Annotated in this window: 16 protein-coding genes and 1 riboswitch; all 16 genes read right to left on the bottom strand. The window is 44.1% G+C overall.

Features of this window, described 5'->3' with window-relative positions; all coding sequences use genetic code 11:
• Positions 1-13 precede the first annotated feature (13 nt).
• The gene (locus ACSVDE_RS05320; RefSeq protein ID WP_439299913.1) at positions 14-661 is read right to left on the bottom strand and encodes a thiamine diphosphokinase; all 648 of its coding nucleotides are present in this window, start codon (positions 659-661) and stop codon (positions 14-16) included.
• Complete coding sequence (thiT, locus tag ACSVDE_RS05315) at positions 658-1,203, bottom strand: energy-coupled thiamine transporter ThiT (RefSeq protein ID WP_439299912.1); 546 nt, start codon at positions 1,201-1,203, stop codon at positions 658-660. Before thiT ends, ACSVDE_RS05320 begins: the two co-directional genes overlap by 4 nt.
• A 102-nt stretch (positions 1,204-1,305) precedes the next feature.
• Positions 1,306-1,414, bottom strand: a riboswitch (TPP riboswitch).
• Positions 1,415-1,441: 27 nt separating this feature from the next.
• Positions 1,442-2,089: a ribulose-phosphate 3-epimerase gene (gene rpe / locus ACSVDE_RS05310; protein WP_439299911.1), complete on the bottom strand. Its 648-nt coding sequence runs from the start codon at positions 2,087-2,089 to the stop codon at positions 1,442-1,444.
• A gap of 2 nt (positions 2,090-2,091) precedes the next feature.
• Positions 2,092-2,970, bottom strand: a complete 879-nt coding sequence (gene rsgA, locus ACSVDE_RS05305; protein WP_439301935.1) for a ribosome small subunit-dependent GTPase A — start codon at positions 2,968-2,970, stop codon at positions 2,092-2,094.
• Positions 2,971-2,979: 9 nt separating this feature from the next.
• Positions 2,980-4,971, bottom strand: a complete 1,992-nt coding sequence (pknB, locus tag ACSVDE_RS05300; protein ID WP_439299910.1) for a Stk1 family PASTA domain-containing Ser/Thr kinase — start codon at positions 4,969-4,971, stop codon at positions 2,980-2,982.
• On the bottom strand, positions 4,968-5,723 hold the full coding sequence (locus ACSVDE_RS05295; protein ID WP_439299909.1) for a Stp1/IreP family PP2C-type Ser/Thr phosphatase: 756 nt from the start codon (positions 5,721-5,723) through the stop codon (positions 4,968-4,970). The genes pknB and ACSVDE_RS05295 overlap by 4 nt, the downstream gene beginning before the upstream one ends.
• Before the next feature lie 16 nt (positions 5,724-5,739).
• Entirely contained in the window at positions 5,740-6,786 is a 1,047-nt protein-coding gene (gene rlmN, locus ACSVDE_RS05290; RefSeq protein ID WP_439301934.1) for a 23S rRNA (adenine(2503)-C(2))-methyltransferase RlmN, read from the bottom strand.
• Positions 6,787-6,847: 61 nt separating this feature from the next.
• Positions 6,848-8,194: a 16S rRNA (cytosine(967)-C(5))-methyltransferase RsmB gene (rsmB, locus tag ACSVDE_RS05285; RefSeq protein WP_439299908.1), complete on the bottom strand. Its 1,347-nt coding sequence runs from the start codon at positions 8,192-8,194 to the stop codon at positions 6,848-6,850.
• Positions 8,194-9,126: a methionyl-tRNA formyltransferase gene (gene fmt, locus ACSVDE_RS05280; RefSeq protein ID WP_439299907.1), complete on the bottom strand. Its 933-nt coding sequence runs from the start codon at positions 9,124-9,126 to the stop codon at positions 8,194-8,196. The genes rsmB and fmt overlap by 1 nt, the downstream gene beginning before the upstream one ends.
• Positions 9,127-9,143: 17 nt before the next feature.
• On the bottom strand, positions 9,144-11,564 hold the full coding sequence (gene priA, locus ACSVDE_RS05275) for a primosomal protein N' (RefSeq protein ID WP_439299906.1): 2,421 nt from the start codon (positions 11,562-11,564) through the stop codon (positions 9,144-9,146).
• The gene (coaBC, locus tag ACSVDE_RS05270) at positions 11,561-12,775 is read right to left on the bottom strand and encodes a bifunctional phosphopantothenoylcysteine decarboxylase/phosphopantothenate--cysteine ligase CoaBC (RefSeq protein WP_439299905.1); all 1,215 of its coding nucleotides are present in this window, start codon (positions 12,773-12,775) and stop codon (positions 11,561-11,563) included. Before coaBC ends, priA begins: the two co-directional genes overlap by 4 nt.
• A gap of 129 nt (positions 12,776-12,904) precedes the next feature.
• A complete protein-coding gene (gene rpoZ / locus ACSVDE_RS05265) occupies positions 12,905-13,114 on the bottom strand; it encodes a DNA-directed RNA polymerase subunit omega (RefSeq protein ID WP_439299904.1) in 210 nt (69 codons plus the stop codon).
• Positions 13,115-13,729 (bottom strand): guanylate kinase, encoded by a 615-nt coding sequence (gene gmk / locus ACSVDE_RS05260; RefSeq protein WP_439299903.1) that lies wholly within the window; start codon positions 13,727-13,729, stop codon positions 13,115-13,117.
• A 24-nt stretch (positions 13,730-13,753) separates the two neighbouring features.
• Positions 13,754-14,014 carry an extracellular matrix/biofilm regulator RemA gene (gene remA / locus ACSVDE_RS05255; protein WP_225065642.1) on the bottom strand — a complete coding sequence of 87 codons (261 nt, stop codon included), beginning with the start codon at positions 14,012-14,014 and terminating at the stop codon, positions 13,754-13,756.
• A 66-nt stretch (positions 14,015-14,080) separates the two neighbouring features.
• A complete protein-coding gene (locus tag ACSVDE_RS05250; protein WP_439299902.1) occupies positions 14,081-14,962 on the bottom strand; it encodes a YicC/YloC family endoribonuclease in 882 nt (293 codons plus the stop codon).
• Positions 14,963-15,064: 102 nt separating this feature from the next.
• Positions 15,065-17,788 carry a cation-translocating P-type ATPase gene (locus ACSVDE_RS05245; protein ID WP_439299901.1) on the bottom strand — a complete coding sequence of 908 codons (2,724 nt, stop codon included), beginning with the start codon at positions 17,786-17,788 and terminating at the stop codon, positions 15,065-15,067.
• Positions 17,789-18,121 lie beyond the last annotated feature (333 nt).

Raw genomic sequence — 18,121 nt, 5'->3', positions numbered from 1 at the left:
TTACGTTTGCAAATCAGTCTTTGCTTCTTACCACCATAATTATGCCGTCTTCAAATGAATAAGTACCTTTTTTTGTTACAAGCTCATTTGAAATGCAGAGGGTCGAACCCCACACTAGTTCAGCTTGATCGAGGGGATACTTGAATCCTTCCAGCGTAATCCCTTTCACTTCAGCGCTAAAAGGGATGAAGGATATATAAGGGTATCGCTCGTCATGCTCCAACGAGTAATGGCCCGGATTTTTCATCATCACTTCATTCGTTCGATCGATGATCACCGTTTCAATTCCCCGATCGAGACCTTGCTTCAGCAGTTGCATGTTGATCAACTCATGATCGAGCCGGCCCCCCGTTGCGCCGTATAACTCAATACGATCAGGATCTTGTTCGAATGCCCATTGCAAAGCCAGTTCCAAATCCGTCATATCCTTTTCTTGTTCAAATGTGAACATCGCCATTTGTTCATCTTTAAGAGCAGTGATATCTTCGTCTGTTATGGAATCGAAATCACCAAAAGCAGCTGCGGGAACGATTTTTCTTTTCTGAAGAAAAAGAATCCCTTCATCTACTCCGATAAATATCGCATTTTCCTTACCCATCTGTTCAGGTAGCAAGTACTCAGGCCCTCCTGAAACTAAGCAAATCGTCTTCAATACTATCACTCTCCATGAATCAGTTTAGGAGCAGTCTTAGATAACAACACGAGTAAAATGACTGTCAACACGAATGTTGGGCCAATGTATGAAATGTTATATAGGAACGAGTACATGAATGCAGGTGTTCCTTCAGGTGCTTGGTCTGCAAAGAATGCAACGCCCGATATAACATGGCTGGCAAGTCGTAACACGCTTCCGATAAAGGTTCCAAGTATGATCATAAAGACTCGCTTGCCAAAAGTATCACTCCAGCCTGGTCTTGTGAGTCCAGCTAATCCTACCAATAAAAATGCTAGTGGGTAGTCCAGGATAACTTGTAAGAAATAATAGATATATGGATTAATCATTAGTTGTAGAAGTCCAATGAGCAAACCTGTCAGGACGCCAGGAAATAACCCTCTACGGAATGCCATGATAAAAATTGGAACCATCTCTAGTGATACAGAACCACCGAATGCCCAGGGACCACTCAGTTTAATAAATCCTAATATAATTCCTAATGCTGCCATGATGGCAACTTCCGCCATCAATAAATTACGGTTTCTCATATTCTCTCTCCCCTTCATCTCTACAAAGAAATCACTGATCTGGAATAAAAAAGCGACTGCCCAAGAGGACAGCCGCTTTCGAATAATTTTATCTATCTATTATCGATTGAAAGCCAACTTCCCTCCGCAGGTATGATCCTGTTCAGGTTCTCAGGGTCAGAAGCCTACACTTCACTCTCAATCTCTTTCGGAGATTCCCCTAGTGGTTTCTTTGTAACTATTTAATTTCTACTCCACATTATACACCACGGATGGCTTCGATTGCATCCTTCCTGTTTTCCTTTTTGTAAATCGCAGAACCTGCGACAAGGACATTGGCACCATGCTCGCGGCACAGCTTTGCGGTTTCCGGATTGACACCACCATCGATTTCGATATCGATGTCGAGTCCTCTTTCCTTACACAGGTCCGATACTGCCTTCACCTTTGGAAGAACTTGTTCAATGAAGGATTGCCCTCCAAAACCAGGATTGACCGTCATCAACAAAACAAGATCGACATCGTCAATGATGTGCTCAATCATGCTGACAGGCGTATGAGGGTTGAGGACAACGCCCGCTTTCACCCCTTGGTCTTTAATCAATTGAATCGTCCGGTGGAGATGTGGACAAGCCTCTACATGGACGGATAATATATCCGCGCCGGCCTTCGCGAACTCCGGAATATATTGATCCGGGTTTTCAATCATCAAGTGGACGTCCAAAGGGAGATCCGTAACCGGGCGAATGGCGTCTACAATCAATGGTCCAATTGTGATGTTCGGTACGAAGTGTCCGTCCATCACATCCACATGAATATAATCCGCGCCACCTAGTTCAACATCTTTAATCTCTTCTCCTAGCTTCGAGAAATCAGCAGAAAGGATCGATGGTGCTATTTTCGTCATCGTCAGTACCTCCGTTGCTTTTGTTCATTGATTTCTTGTAAAAACTTTTCGTAATGTTCATAACGGAATTGCGCAATCTCTCCATCCGCTAACGCGGCTTTCACTGCACACTTCGGTTCGGATGTATGTGTGCATCCTCGGAATTTGCAATCCGGTCGTCTGTCACGCATTTCAGGAAAATAAATCGTCAAGTCCTCAGGTTCCATATCTACAAAATCAAGAGAACTGAACCCTGGTGTATCCGCTACTAATCCTTCCCCGAAAGGAATCAATTCGACATGTCTGGTCGTATGTTTCCCACGTCCGAGGTGATTTGAGATTTGGTTCGTTTCCAAGTTCAACTCTGGATTCAACGCATTCAACAAGGTCGATTTACCGACACCCGATTGTCCAGCAACAACCGTTACTTTATCTTCAAAAACGGTTCGAACATCTTCAAGTCCGATTTCTTCGGTAGAAGAAGTTTCAATTACTTCATATCCGATTTCTCGATACACATTAAGATCGTCCTTAAGTTCTTCCGGTTGATCGAGTAAATCCAGCTTACTGAGACAGATTACTGGTAAGATATCATTAGCTTCGATATGGACGAGGAACCGATCCAAAAGGAGCGTATTGAACGCTGGCTCTTGTGCTGAAAAAATGAGAAGTGCCTGATCCACATTGGCAATCGGTGGTCTGATGAGCTCATTTTTCCGTTCAAGGATTTCTAAGACATAACCGTCTGTCTTATTGCTTGATTCGAATTCAACATCATCACCAACTAGTGGGGTCAGCTTTCGTTTCCGAAAATTGCCCCTGCCACGACATTGATACACTTCACCTTCACTTTTCACATAATAATAACCGCTCAACGCTTTAATAATCGTTCCTTTTGGCATGCAGTTCATCTACTCTCCATTCTGGAATTTTTTCGCTTCTTCATACGTATACGACTCGCTATAGTATTCTTCACCGTCGACAAATACTTTATAGCTGCCTTCTTCGTTATAGGCGATCGTCAATGGGATTTCGTACATCTTCGTCTCTTTGATTTCTTCTTCAATAATGGTTTTTTCACCGTTCACATCATTCGTGACGATTTTAACCTTATGTTTCTTCGGTTCCTTCTTATCCTTTTCATTACCTTGTCCATCACCTTCTCCTGGATTTTCCTCGATTTCAACCTCTACCATGTCTTTGATTGATATCGGATCTGGAATACCTTTCGATAAGGTGACGGTGATTTCATCTCCTGCACGGACGGATGAACCGGCAGATGGATCGGTTTTGATGATGCTTCCTTCTTTCACATCTTCAGAGTATTCCCGTTCACTCGCTTCTTTAATAGTGAGTCCGTTCTCTTCAGCATAAACTTTTGCTTCTTCAATCGTTTTACCGGTCAAATCGGCTAAATCGAATGATGGCGGTCCACTGCTCACATATAAAATCAGAACCTCTTGACCAGGAATCACCATTTCCCCTGCTGCAGGGAATTGGTCGAGGATGACACCTTCCTCATACTCCTCGCTTACCCGTTTCGTCGTTTCCACGCTTTTGAACAGGTCATTTACATTCGTCCGCTTCACGTCCTCTTCCTCTTGACCGACGTAATTTTCAACTTCGAACTTTTCAGGACCGGTACTGACAAACAACGTCACTTTGTGGTTCTCTTTTACATTCGTACCAGCAGAAGGTGTTTGCCTGATCACATTTCCTTCCTTGACCTCTGCACTCGGCTGCTCTTCTTTCTCGGGATCGAGACCGGCATCTTTCAATTTTTCATAAGCATCTGTATAAGACATGTTGATGACGTCCGGTACAGGTACTTCTTCTGTTTGTAGAATTTCCGGCCAAATCGTCAATGCAGCGACACCTGCAATTCCGACTAACAGAAAAATGGCTACAAGGATAGCGATCCAGTTTTTCTTTTTCTTCTTTTTCTTTGGTTCAGATGGCGCCTTAGCCTCGGTTTCCTTTTTAGGAGGTTCTGCTGCTGGCTTCACTTGCTCCTTTGAACTCCCGATCGGGGTCAACACCTTTGTCGCTTCTTCATCCTCATCAATGAATAGCTTAGGTTCATTTGGATGCTGGAGAGCGAATTCCAGCTTCTCCCCAAAATCTTCTACACTATCAAACCGTTGACTCGGATCTTTCGCCATCGCTTTCAGTATGATATTTTCCAGGCTTTGAGGTATATCAGGATTAAGCAACTTCGGTTCCGGAAATTGCTCTTGTAAATGCTTCAGCGCCACAGACACGGCAGATTCACCTGAAAACGGCAATCTCCCTGTGACCATTTCATATAAAACGACACCTAACGAATAGATGTCAGACTTATTGTTGGCTATTCCGCCTCGAGCTTGTTCAGGTGAAAAGTAATGAACACTTCCAAGGACAGAGTTCGTATGGGTGATGGTCGCTGAAGTAGCCGCTAACGCAATACCGAAATCCGTCACTTTGGCGTTACCTTTTTTATCTATTAAAATATTATGTGGCTTGATATCCCGATGAACGATGTGATGGTCATGGGCGTGTGCAATAGCCGAAGAGATCTGTTTCATGATTTCAATGGATCGTTCTGGCGATAACGGTCCTCGATCGCGGATGATTTGTTTGAGTGTTTGCCCTTCCACATACTCCATCACGATGAAGTAGATCTGTTCTTCCTCACCTACATCGACGATATTGACAACGTTTGGATGGTTCAAGCTTGTTGCAGATTCAGCTTCTCTTCTAAATCTCCGGATGAAGTCTTCATCTGTTGAATATTCGGACCTTAATACTTTAACCGCGACGATTCGATCAAGGATCAGATCTTCAGCTTTATAAACGACCGCCATACCACCATCACCAATGATCTCTAAAATCTTATACCGATCACTGATTCTTCTGCCGATCATTCAGACGCACCTTCTTCAGGAGCGACATCATTATGCAATAGGATCAGGGTGATGTTGTCTTCGCCACCAGCGTCATTCGCCATATTGACAAGTTGATTGGCTTTTTCTTCAATGGTTGCCTCTCCATTGACGACTTCCACGATGGATTGTGATGAAACCTTGTTGGAAAGCCCGTCCGAGCAAATGAGGAGATAGCTCCCTGATGACCATTCATAGGTCAAGTCATCGATATCAACTTCAGGATCTGTTCCAAGTGCCCGCATGACGACATGCTTCCTTGGGTGATATTCCGCTTCTTCAGCCGTGATTTGGCCGGACTTCACAAGTTCGTTGACGAGTGTATGATCGTCCGTCAGTTGGATGATTTCCTCTCCTTGGATCCGGTAACAACGACTGTCACCGACGTGTCCCAGGTGGACCTCATTCCCCTTTGCACGCAATACGATTACGGTCGTCCCCATCCCTCTGCATTCAGGATGGCTTTGTGCATAGGAATAAATTTCCTTGTTAGCGTCTTCAATTAATGAATGAATGATTTCTGATGATGTTTCTTTCTCGTTTATGTATGTATCCAAATGCTGTTTGACAAAATGGACTGCCATTTGGCTGGCTACATCTCCAGCTTGATGTCCACCCATTCCATCTGCAACCACAGCAAAAACATCGGAGGCAGAGATCGGAATCACTGCCCCGCTGTCTTCATTGTGAGGTCTCACTTTACCTTGGTCTGTCTGAAAGAATGCCTTTAACAACCTTCCTCACCTCTATTTACGTCGTTTCGTCCTTACGCTCTTTTGCACGGAGCTGACCACAAGCAGCATCGATGTCATGCCCTTGCTCTCTACGGATCGTTACGTTGACACCGCGTTCACGCAGGGTACGCTCAAATTTGAAAATTTGATTCTTAGGCGTACGGACGTAATCTCTCTCTGGTACATAGTTGACTGGAATCAAGTTCACATGGCATTTGATATCCGAAATCAAGTCGGCTAATTGTTCTGCATGTTCCACTTGATCGTTCACACCACCGAATAAACCATATTCGAATGTCACCCGGCGACCTGTTTTACGGATGTAATACCGGATGGAATCCATCAAGTCATCCAGTGGGTACATTCGATTGACAGGCATGAGGCGACTTCTGATTTCTGTTGTAGGGGCATGCAGGGAAATGGCAAAGTTGATCTGCATTCCTTCATCAGCGAAATCGTAGATTTTTGGTACGACTCCACTTGTAGAAATCGTAATGTGACGTGCGCCGATGTTCAGACCTTCATCATGGTTGATGATTCTCAAGAAGCTCATCAAGTCTTCATAATTATCGAATGGTTCCCCGATACCCATAACGACAACAGAGCTGACCCGCTCATCCGTTTCATCCATAGCACGTTGTACTTCCAATACTTGTGATACGATTTCTCCAGCCTTCAGGTTACGCTTCAATCCACCTAGTGTGGATGCACAGAATGTACAACCTAATCGGCAGCCTACCTGTGTCGTAACACAAACACTGTTTCCATATTCATGGCGCATCAACACGGTCTCGATCGAGTAACCATCTTCCAATTCGAACAAGAACTTGATCGTGCCGTCTTTTGATTCTTGTTTGATGATGGTTTTCAATGGTGTGATGACATATTCTTCTTCAAGCTTCTCTCGAAGTCCTTTAGAAAGGTTCGTCATGTCTTGAAAAGATTCAACCCGTTTCTGATAGAGCCATTCGTAAATCTGTTTTGCTCGGAAAGAAGGTTCTCCTTCCTCCTTCAGCCATTTTTTCAAATCTTCGTATCCTAATGAAAAGATCGATTTCTTGATATCAGGATTCGTTTGTTTCTCGGTTAACGGTTTTAACAATGTTCCATCACCGCCTTTTCTGTTATTTTTTCCTCAAGGATGCAATGTAAAATCCGTCACTATCAAAGTATTGTGGGAGCACTTGCAGCTCACCTTTGTTATTTGAAATGTAAGGTTGTACGGATTGAGGCATTCGTTCGTAAAATGAGACGTCCCAGACAAACTCTGGATGTTCTTGCAGGAACCGCTCGATTTGATTACGGTTTTCATCTGCTTCTATTGTACAGGTACTATACACTAATAATCCACCTGGTTTTAGCACTCGGGCGACTGATTCGAGCAAATCGTACTGGACCTGTTGAATCCTCTCGATATCTTCCGGCCGTTTGGACCACTTGATATCAGGTTTTCTCCGGATGACTCCGAACCCAGTACACGGAGCGTCCAAAAGCACCTTGTCAAAACTTTCTGCTTGGAAAAGGTTAGCCGCTTTACGAGTATCCATGGCAATCGTTTGGACGTTTTCCAATCCGAGTCGTTCAATCTGTTCATCAATCAACTGAACTTTGTGTTCATGCAAATCGATGGCTGTAATTTCACCCTCGTTGTCCATCCGTTCAGCAAGATGGGTCGTTTTCCCACCAGGAGCGGCACAAGCATCCAGCACTCTTTCGCCACTTCGGGGATCCACTGCGTAACCGACTAACATCGAACTTTCATCCTGGATCGTCAAAAGACCGGACTTATATACGTCAGTTTTCGGCAAATTACCGGATGTGACCTTGATTCCATCTGGTGTAACTTCACTCGGTTTTCCACCAACCGATTCTTTCTCGAGTCGATCAATGACTTCTTGGACCGTCGATTTCAGCCTGTTTACTCTTGCTGTAACCATAGGTGGCAGATTGTTGATCGTACACATGTCCATCGTGTTTTGTTCACCTAGCTGGTCGATCCAGCGATTAATCAACCATTCCGGGTGACTACACTCAATCGCCAATTGTAACTCTTTTTCCTTGATGGATGCAAGTGGTGGAACGCCTTTTCTTTGAACATTCCGTAACACACCATTGACGAAACCGGATGTACCTTTATGACCTTTCTTTTTGGCAATCGCTACAGCCTCATTGATGATTGCATGATCCGGTACTCTGTCCAAATAGACCATTTGATAGAGCGATAATCGAAGAAGTACGACTACCCAGTCATCCAATTTGGTCAATGGTTTATTAATGAAGGACTTCAGATAGAAATCCAATGTGTTCTTCCTCTGTACCGTACCATAGACGATTTCAGTCAACAGACCTGAATCTTTAGAGCTGAGATCATTTTTCTGGATTGCCTGATTCAACAGGAGGTTGCTGTAGGCTTGCGAGCGGTCGATCTTCAACAACAGATCCGTCGCAACTTCCCTTACGTTTTTCTTCACTATTCTTCACCAAGTTTCATGTCTGTACTAAGTTGAGCGCCAGCCACATATTGGGAAGCATCCATGCGCTTCTTTCCTGAAGGCTGAAGCTCAGTGATCCGGATCGCAATGTCATTCCCTGTTGCGACCAAAATTCCTTGTTGATCGAATTGAAGGATCTGACCAGGCTCTCCACCTTTTGCGTCTGATACCTTTTCGCCCCACCAGATTTTCGTCTGTTTACCATTCAGAAGCGTGTATGCAACCGGCCAAGGTCGAAGTCCTCTGATCTGATCATAAATCTTTTCACCGTCAGCTGACCAATCGATCTTTTCCATTTCTCGTGAAATGTTGGGTGCATAGGTGACGAGTCCTTCATTTTGCACTTCTGGCTCAATTTCTCCATTTATGAGTTTCGGTATCGTCTCACTTAATAGATCTGCCCCGGCTACACTCAATTTATCATGAAGCGCACCGACATCATCGGTTTCTTCAATTGGCACACTCACTTGTGTCAGGATATCACCTGCATCGAGTTTATCGACCATATACATGATCGTAATGCCAGATTCCTTCTTGCCATCTAATATCGCTTTATGAATAGGAGCTCCTCCACGATATTCAGGTAAGAGGGAAGCATGCACGTTGATACATCCGAACTTAGGATATGATAACAGCTCGTTCGGTAAAATTTGTCCGTATGCTGCCGTTACAATCAGGTCTGGTTCATAAGCCAGTATTTCTTCATATTCAACCCGAACTTTTTTCGGTTGGAGCACAGGAATTTCATGTCGTAAAGCTTCGTGTTTAACGGGAGGCGGGGTGATGACTTTTTTCCGTCCTACCGGCTTGTCCGGCTGGGTTACGACGGCAACGACTTCGTAGCCATCCTGGATGATTCTTTGTAGTACCGGAACCGAGAAATCCGGTGTTCCCATAAATACAATTTTCATATTATCACCTATCTCTATTACAGGATCGTTTGAGGATGCATATCGACGCTGATCGTCAGTTGGTCTTGTTGCATCCGTTTTTGATAATGCACGAGTATTTCGTTCAAGATTTCTTTCAAGTTTGGTTCATTTTTGTATTTTATCACGCATTGATATCGATATCTATCTTTCACACGAGGGATGGGTGACGCTACAGGTCCCAGTATGATCGCATTGGAGCTTAAAGATTCCTGTAGTCTCGCAGCAACCTTTTCACATATATCCACCACATACATCAGTTCTTCATGAGAAATCGTAATAAGTGCAAGAAAATAAAAAGGTGGATATTGATGAAGTTTCCTCATTTGCATTTCTTTATTGTAAAAAGTGAGGAAGTCATGCTGCTGCGCTAGCTGGATGCTATAATGCTCAGGTGTATACGTTTGAATGACGACTTCACCGGAAAGAATGTGACGTCCGGCTCTTCCGCCCACCTGGGTAAGCAATTGGAATGTGCGCTCTGCTGATCGGAAGTCTGGTAGGTGGAGCATGGAATCTGCAGCCAGGACCCCGACCAATGTGACGTTCGGAAAATCTAAGCCTTTTGCGATCATCTGTGTCCCCAGCAAGATATCCGCTTTTTGCTCGGCGAACGTGTTCAAAAGTTTTTCATGCATCCCTTTCCGGCTCGTCGTATCGACATCCATACGGATGACCGATGCTTCAGGAAGCAACCGATTCAATTCTTCTTCCACTTTTTGTGTTCCCGTTCCGAAGAACCGGATATGTTCGGATGAGCATTCGGGACAGTGAGAAGGGTGTGGAGCTTCATGTCCGCAATAATGGCATTTCAACACATTTGAGCGTTTATGATACGTCAATGAAATATCACAATGCGGACATTGGGCAACGAATCCACAGTCCCTGCAATTCACAAAGGTCGAATATCCTCTTCGATTCAGCAGCAGGACGCTTTGTTCCCCTTTCTCCAAGCGATCTTTCAATCGTTCAAAAAGAGAAGTGGAAAACAAAGAGCGGTTCCCTGAGCGTAACTCCTCTCTCATATCGACCACTTCAGCCGATGGGAGTTCTCTCTGATTCACCCGTTCATGAAGCGTACATAGTGTGTAAACGCCTTTTTGAGCACGAGCATACGATTCAAGAGTCGGTGTGGCACTCCCCAGCACGACAGGACATTGATGGAATTTCCCTCGTTCAATTGCTATGTTTCGTGCATGGTATCTCGGATTTTCTTCTTGTTTGTAGCTCGATTCATGCTCCTCATCAATAATGATGATACCTATGTTCTCAAACGGCGCGAAAATCGCCGATCTCGCCCCTACGACCACTTTTGCTTCTTTCCGTTGGATCTTCCGCCACTCATCGTACTTTTCGCCGACAGATAGACCACTGTGTAACACAGCGACTTCTGAACCGAATCTCCCTTTGAAGCGGTGAACCATCTGTGGAGTCAAAGAAATTTCAGGTACAAGCATGATGGCATCTTTACCTTGCTGGATTACCTTCTCGATCGACTGTAGGTAAATTTCCGTTTTTCCACTTCCTGTCACACCGTGGATCAGAAATGTTTCATGTTGGCGGTTTTCAATATCATCAAGGATCGGAGTGATTGCCTGTTGTTGTTCCTCAGTCAATGGAAGTGGTTCTGTATGTTTGAACTCCCTATCTTTATAAGGGTCCCTGTATACTTCTTCTTCCGTTTCCTTGAACAAGCCTTTGTCGATCAAGCTTTTGACCGTCGCCCGGGATGCGCCCGTCTCTTCCATCAGCTTCAAGGTCGGAATCTCCTCTTCTCCATGGTCAAGAACATACTTGAGAACATCTGCTTGTTTGGGCGCCTTTTTCTTCATCGCTTCAAGTGAGAGTGCCAATGCTTCACTCGAAAGATCGATATGGATGACCTTATGTTTCTTTTTCTTTCCCTTTGAGCGGATTTCATACTGTACTTCCAGTTCTCCATCACTCAAAGCTTGTTGAATTTTACGTACATCCGCTTTTTCATGCTTCAATACTTCATCCCATGTCAAACCATCCTCTGAAAGCAGACCCGGATGGAACACTTCAGGAATTCCAGATAAATCGGCCTGATCCGTCAAAAGGATTTTCTTCGAATAATTCATTTTCATCGCTGCAGGTAGCATCGATTGATAGGCCGAATGCAAAAAACAAAGTGTGTTCTCCGCAATCCATTTTCCGAGTTCGATCAATTCACAATTCAGTATCGGCGATGGATCCACAATGTCTTCAATCTTCTTCAAACGGTTATGCTCAGATGTATCTTTCAAGGCAATAACGAATCCAGTCAATTTCCTCGGTCCAAACGGTACGACCACCCGCATCCCGATACTGATGACTTCTTCCAGGTGCTCAGGAATCCGGTAATCAAAAGTCTTATCCGTCCCCATCGCCGGGACATCTACAATTACTCCTGCTATCATTTATGATCAGGACCTTCCAAATATCTAAGGCATTCCTTCAAGACGATTTCAGCAACTTGCCTTTTTGATAGAAGTGAACTTTCCATTTCATGCCCATCCCGACCATAGATGAAGACTTGGTTCGTATCTCCTTCAAATCCTGAGCCTTGCTGCGAAACATTATTCGCGACAATCATGTCGAGATTTTTCTTTTCCATCTTTTCTTTGGCGTAACGAGTGACATCATCCGTCTCGGCAGCGAATCCGACCAGGACCTGGTGATTTTTTCTCTTGCCGAGTTCTTTTAAGATATCTGTCGTCCGTTCCATCTCAATGGATAGGTTGCCGTCCTTCTTCTTCATCTTGGATTCAAAAGTTTCTTTCGGTCGGTAATCAGCTACTGCAGCAGATTTGATGACAAGATCTGCTTCGTTGTACTTTTCCATGACCGCCTCATACATTTCTGCAGCACTTTGGACTGGAATGAAATCGACACCGTATGGCTGTTTCAAATGCGATGGTCCACTGATTAAAGTCACATGGGCTCCAAGGGAAACTGCAACTTCCGCAAGAGCATATCCCATCTTTCCGGAAGAGCGGTTTGTAAAGAAACGGACAGGGTCGATCTGCTCTCGAGTCGGTCCCGCCGTAATCAATACGTGCTTACCACTCAATACCTGGTTCTCTTCCTCTTCAAAAAATTCCTGAACGGCTTTTAAGATCTCTTCAGGTTCGGCAAGACGTCCTTTCCCAACGTATCCACAAGCCAACAATCCTTCACCTGGCTCGATGAAGCGGTGTCCGAAATCAGCCAAACGCTCCATATTCGCAAAAACGGCGGGATGCTCATACATATGGACATTCATAGCCGGTGCAATCATGATTGGAGCCGTTGTAGCCAATAAGGTCGTGGAGATCATATCATCTGCAATCCCATTCGCCAACTTACCGATGCTGTTCGCAGTCGCTGGAGCGATGACAACGAGATCTGCCCAATCTGCTAAATCGATATGGGCAACCCCGGATGGGTCCTTCTCATCGAACGTATCATGATAGACGTGATTTCTTGACAGCGTTTGGAAAGTAAGTGGCGTGACGAATTTCATTGCCGATTGAGTCATCATCACTTTCACGTCATAACCTGCTTTGCTCATTTGGCTAGTCAATGCCGCAGCCTTGAATACTGCAATACCACCAGTTACACATAACAAGATCTTTTTCTTTTCAGACACTGAAACCATCCCCCGGAATATATGGTATACATAATATTTTTCCCGTTACTCGTTTATTGGTATTAATCTAGAATACTAACATCATTCAAAGGCTGAATGAAAAAAAGAACAACCTATGAAATAGGTTGTCTATCCTTCTCGATTGCTGTTCATGTCATAGCTCAGTTTGCCTTCAATGATTTCTTCCAATGCCTTGCCTACAGGCTTGTTAGACTTGGACTGCTCTAATGCTGAAGCAGGTGATTGTTGGATGATGCGAGCTCGTTTTGCTGATAACGTAACCAATGTGTACTTTGAATCTAATTTTTCCATTAAGGAGTCAATAGATGGATAAAGCATTTATTCTACCTCCAATAATCGTAGATATTGTTGTTTAATGCGATCTTTCTTACAATGTTCAGCAATCGCGATGGCTTTGATTCGGTCGCAAGCTGCCTGGATTTCATCATTTTCAACGACATAGTCGTAATGATCCATCATTTCCAATTCCTCTTTCGCGACGCTCATGCGATTGTTGATGAGATCTTCGGTTTCGGTACCCCGACCGACGATCCGGTTTCTCAACTCGTCCAGACTTGGTGGTACCAAGAAGATGAATACCCCTTCCGGAACAAGCTTACGTACTTGTAATGCACCCTGAACTTCGATTTCTAACAGTACATCTTTTCCAGATGCCAATGTATCTTCTACATATTTCAGTGGTGTGCCGTAATAGTTTCCAACATACTCTGCATACTCGAGTAATTCGTTATGCTCGATCATTCTTTCAAATTCTTCACGTGACTTGAAAAAATAATCGACACCATCTTGCTCCCCTTCACGAGGATTCCGGGTCGTTACGGATATGGAAAACTCCAATCCATCCCATTGTTGTCGTAGTGATCGATTCACTGTCCCTTTCCCAACTCCGGAAGGACCAGATAAAACGAATAAAATGCCTCTTTCTTTTTTCATTTCTCCTTACACCTCAGTCAATCTCTATTCTTCAGTCAAATCCTCTTTATTCAATAACCGTTGTGCAACCGTTTCTGGCTGTACAGCCGAGAGGATGACGTGATCACTATCTGTGATAATAACGGCACGGGTACGTCTTCCGTAGGTTGCATCAATTAATTTATGTTGAGTGCGTGAATCGGTAATGATCCTTTTGATCGGAGCTGACTCCGGGCTTACGATTGAGATGATTCGATTGGCAGACACGATATTTCCAAATCCGATATTGATTAACTTTATGTTCATGGTTACCTCCTGCGTTCTATATCTAGCGTATCCAAGTTTTAAAGCTTACAACCATCTTGCTTGGTGTTATTCAATGTTTTGTACTTGCTCTTTGATTTTTTCAATTTCGCTTTTTAATTGTACAACATTTTTACTGATTGAATAATCATTTGCTTTGGAACCGATCGTGTTGCTCTCTCGATTCATTTCTTGAACGAGGAAGTCCAGTTTCCTGCCAACTGCTCCCGTCTCTTTTAAAATATCCTTGAATTGATGTACATGACTTTTTAGACGGATAATTTCTTCATCAATATTACTTTTATCGGCAAACAAGGCAACCTCTGTCAAAATCCGGGTCTCATCTGTTTCAAGATGCTGATCTGTCAGATCCTTGATTCGTTTATAAAGACGCTCCCGATAAATTTTTTGAACCTCAGGGGCGAACTTTTCAATCTCGATCAGGGTGGTTTCCACATTTTCAAGTCTTTGTTTCAAATCCCGTTCAAGATTTTTGCCCTCTTCTTCCCTCATTTGACATAGCTGGTCGGCAGCTCGTTCTACAGAAAGAAGGACTTGTTTAGCAAAATGATCAGTCACCTGTTCTTTTTCCTGTATATTGACAATGTCAGGTAAGGTTAGCAACTGCTGATAACGAATATGCTCGTCTACTTCATATCTCTCTCTAAGTTCTTCTTGTGCAGCAACATATTGATCCAACAGAGCCCAATCAATCTTCAGTTTCCTCTCGATCCCTTTCTCACCATCGATACTAATCCAAACATCCGCTTTGCCGCGATTTATGTATTCGTTGACGCATCTCTTTATCTTATCTTCGATGATGGAGAGTTGTCTAGGCAATCGAACCTGAATTTCACAGAAACGATGATTCACTGACCTGATTTCCGTTGTAATCGAATACTGCTCTTCTTCAACAACTGCTCTTCCAAAGCCCGTCATACTTTTTATCACGTTATCACTTCCATTGTACTATTCTATACAATTTTACAACAGTGGACAAGATTATGAAAGAAAAGACCCACAAGTGATTTCCACTTATGGGTCTCCCATCTATTATTCAACTGAGCTTGCAAAATTGCCTTTTGCTTTCTGCGTACGCTTGAATAGGTGTGAGCCTGCCAAAGCGAAGGTCGGAAGTCCTGCCATTCCAAGTACTAACAAGCATTCTCTCAAATTCAATGCGGTTGTATGGAAGATCGGCTGCAGCGGCGGATAGTAGATCACGATAGCTAATAAAACAATAGAAGAGATGACCGCCCAGACAAGATAAATGTTGCCGAACGGATTCCTGTGGAAAACTGACCGTTCACTTCTGCAATCAAAGACATGGATGAGCTGTGCCATGACTAATGTGGAAAAAGCGATCGTCTGAGCTCTCACCAGGTTTTCCGGGTTTTCAAAATAGGCGATGGCAAATGCGATGATGGTTACGATCCCTATCAGAAATCCTCTACTGATGATTTTCCATCCTAACCCTCTCGAGAACACCCCTTCATTCGTCCTCCTCGGGGCTCGTTTCATGACGTTTTCTTCGGCACTGTCGATTCCTAAAGCCATCGCTGGAAGTCCATCCGTGACCAGGTTCACCCACAGGATCTGGATGGGAACGAGTGGTAAAGGTAAGGCCATCAACATCGCAAAGAGCATGACCAGGATTTCACCAACATTAGATGCTAACAAATATCGAATGAATTTCCGTATGTTCTCATAAATGTTACGTCCTTCTTCTATTGCTGCTCGGATAGTGGCAAAATTGTCATCCGATAAGACGAGTGAGGAAGCTTCACGAGCAACATCTGTGCCGGTAATCCCCATTGCTATTCCGATATTCGCTGCTTTTATCGCAGGTGCATCATTTACACCGTCACCGGTCATGGCAACGATGTGCCCTCGGTTTTGCAAGGCTTTTACGATCTTCAACTTATGCTCTGGAGAAACTCTGGCAAATACATAGACATCATCCACGATATCTTCCAGCTCTTCTATCGACAGGGAAGCTAGTGTACTGCCCTCCATGACCTTTCCATCAGGCGGCAACATATTGAGCTGTTTGGCGATGGCTTTCGCGGTTACGACGTGATCGCCCGTTATCATGACCGTTTTGATTCCTGCCTGTTGACATTCACGTATCGATTCAATCGCTTCAGGTCTTGGGGGATCGATCATCCCTTGTAATCCGATGAGTGTAAGGTTTGCTTCAGCTTCAAAGGCGGATTTTACCTGTTCCCCTGTTTTTAAAGGTCGGTAACCGACCGCAATTGTCCTAAGGGCATGAGACCCCATTTTTTCGACAGTCCGATGGACATCTTTTTTCCGGTGATCATCCAACAGTGATTGTCGATCATTCCATAGAATGCGTTCACATCTGGAAAGGACGACATCCGGTGCGCCTTTCGTCACCACATATCTCTGCCCATCAGCTGACTGGACAATGACACTCATCATCTTCCTTTCGGAGTCGAATGGAAATTCATCTTCCAACTTATAGGAGCGTTCAACGACAGCATCTTGTATCCCCGCTTTATATCCTGCAATTTTCAATGCGATCTCAGTCGGATCGCCACTCATCTGGATTTCCTTCCGACCTTTCGATTCCACGTTCCGGATGGTTGCATTATTACAGAGCACACCAAAAGTGAGAAGCTGCTTCAATGATGGGGTCCGCTCGATATCAATGAGATGATCACCACTCATGAAATGACCTTGGAGATCTGCACCAGTTCCGGTCACTCTCCAACTCTTCCCGCTGCTCCATAGCTCAGTGACGGTCATTTTGTTCTGTGTCAGTGTGCCTGTCTTATCCGAACAAATCACCGTTGCACAACCTAACGTTTCGACGGAAGGCAGTTTACGAACAATCGCTCTGCGCCTGATCATCTTCTGTACCCCTAAAGCAAGGGCAATGGTAACGATGGCAGGAAGTCCTTCTGGAATAGCAGCCACTGCAAGAGAAACACCTGCAAGGAACATCGTGTAAAGGTCATGTCCTTGTACGACCCCGACGACGACCACTAAAGCCGTCAAAGCGAGGGCGACGAGGATAAGTATTTTACCCAACTGCTCTAAACGTCGTTGCAGTGGAGTTTGTAATCCTTCTTCACTCGTAAGTAAGTGTGCAATTTTACCCATTTCCGTCTTCATTCCAGTACCGATGACAATTCCGGTTCCTCGCCCATTGGTCACCATCGTACCCATAAAGCACATGTTCTCTTGATCACCGAGTGGCTGCTCTCCAGTTAAATGTGCGCCTGCCTTTTTCTGAGAAGGAATGGATTCACCTGTTAAGGCAGACTCCTCTACTGACAATGATTTCGAATCGATGAGGCGGACATCTGCACTGATTCGATCTCCAGCTGAAAAGCGGATGATATCCCCAATGACGACTTCCTGAGAAGGAATGGTCACCCACTCGTTGTTACGAAGCACGTTGACTTTCGGACTGGATAATTGTTTCAGTGCATGAAGGGATTTCTCCGCTTTCTGTTCCTGGACAAATCCTAATATTCCGTTCACGAAAACGATGAGCATGATGGCGATTGCATCCATATACTCGCCAAGAATGCCTGATATAAGGGTTGCAACCAACAACACGAGTACCATAAAGTCTTTAAACTGGGATAAGAAAACGATGATCGGTGACATACGTTCTTCCTGGTGAAGTTCATTCGGACCGTGGTTCATCAATCGTTTCTTAGCCTCTTTTTCAGTTAAACCTTGTTTGATATCCGTCTGAAGCGTATTTTCAACCTCTGCTGTTGAAATTGAGTACCATTTCATCCTTCCACCCCGTTTAAACCTTCTTATACAAGCCATCTATATTCAGGATTGTCCCAAAAAATGCTATAATGGAACGGATATTTAAGAGGCACAAAGCGGTTGATTGGAAGAGGATCATACATATGCTTTCCCCTTTAGCTCTGCTTCAGCACAATAACGTTTACACGCAAGCGTGACACTCTATTGTGCATTCGCAGCGCCTTCGCTTCACTCAAAAATTCTTTTTAAAGGGGAAAGCATAGATGATTATTCATAGAGGTCCTCACTTTTAGCCTGCAAAAAAAGTCTTTGATCTAGATGAATGTAATGAAAGTCACAACCAATGACTTTTTA

The sequence above is a fragment of the Pseudalkalibacillus sp. Hm43 genome (assembly GCF_051842935.1).
Lineage (GTDB): Bacteria > Bacillota > Bacilli > Bacillales > Fictibacillaceae > Pseudalkalibacillus.
The sequence above is the reverse complement of the archived record's forward strand: the minus strand, read 5'-3'. Positions and strand labels throughout refer to the sequence as shown.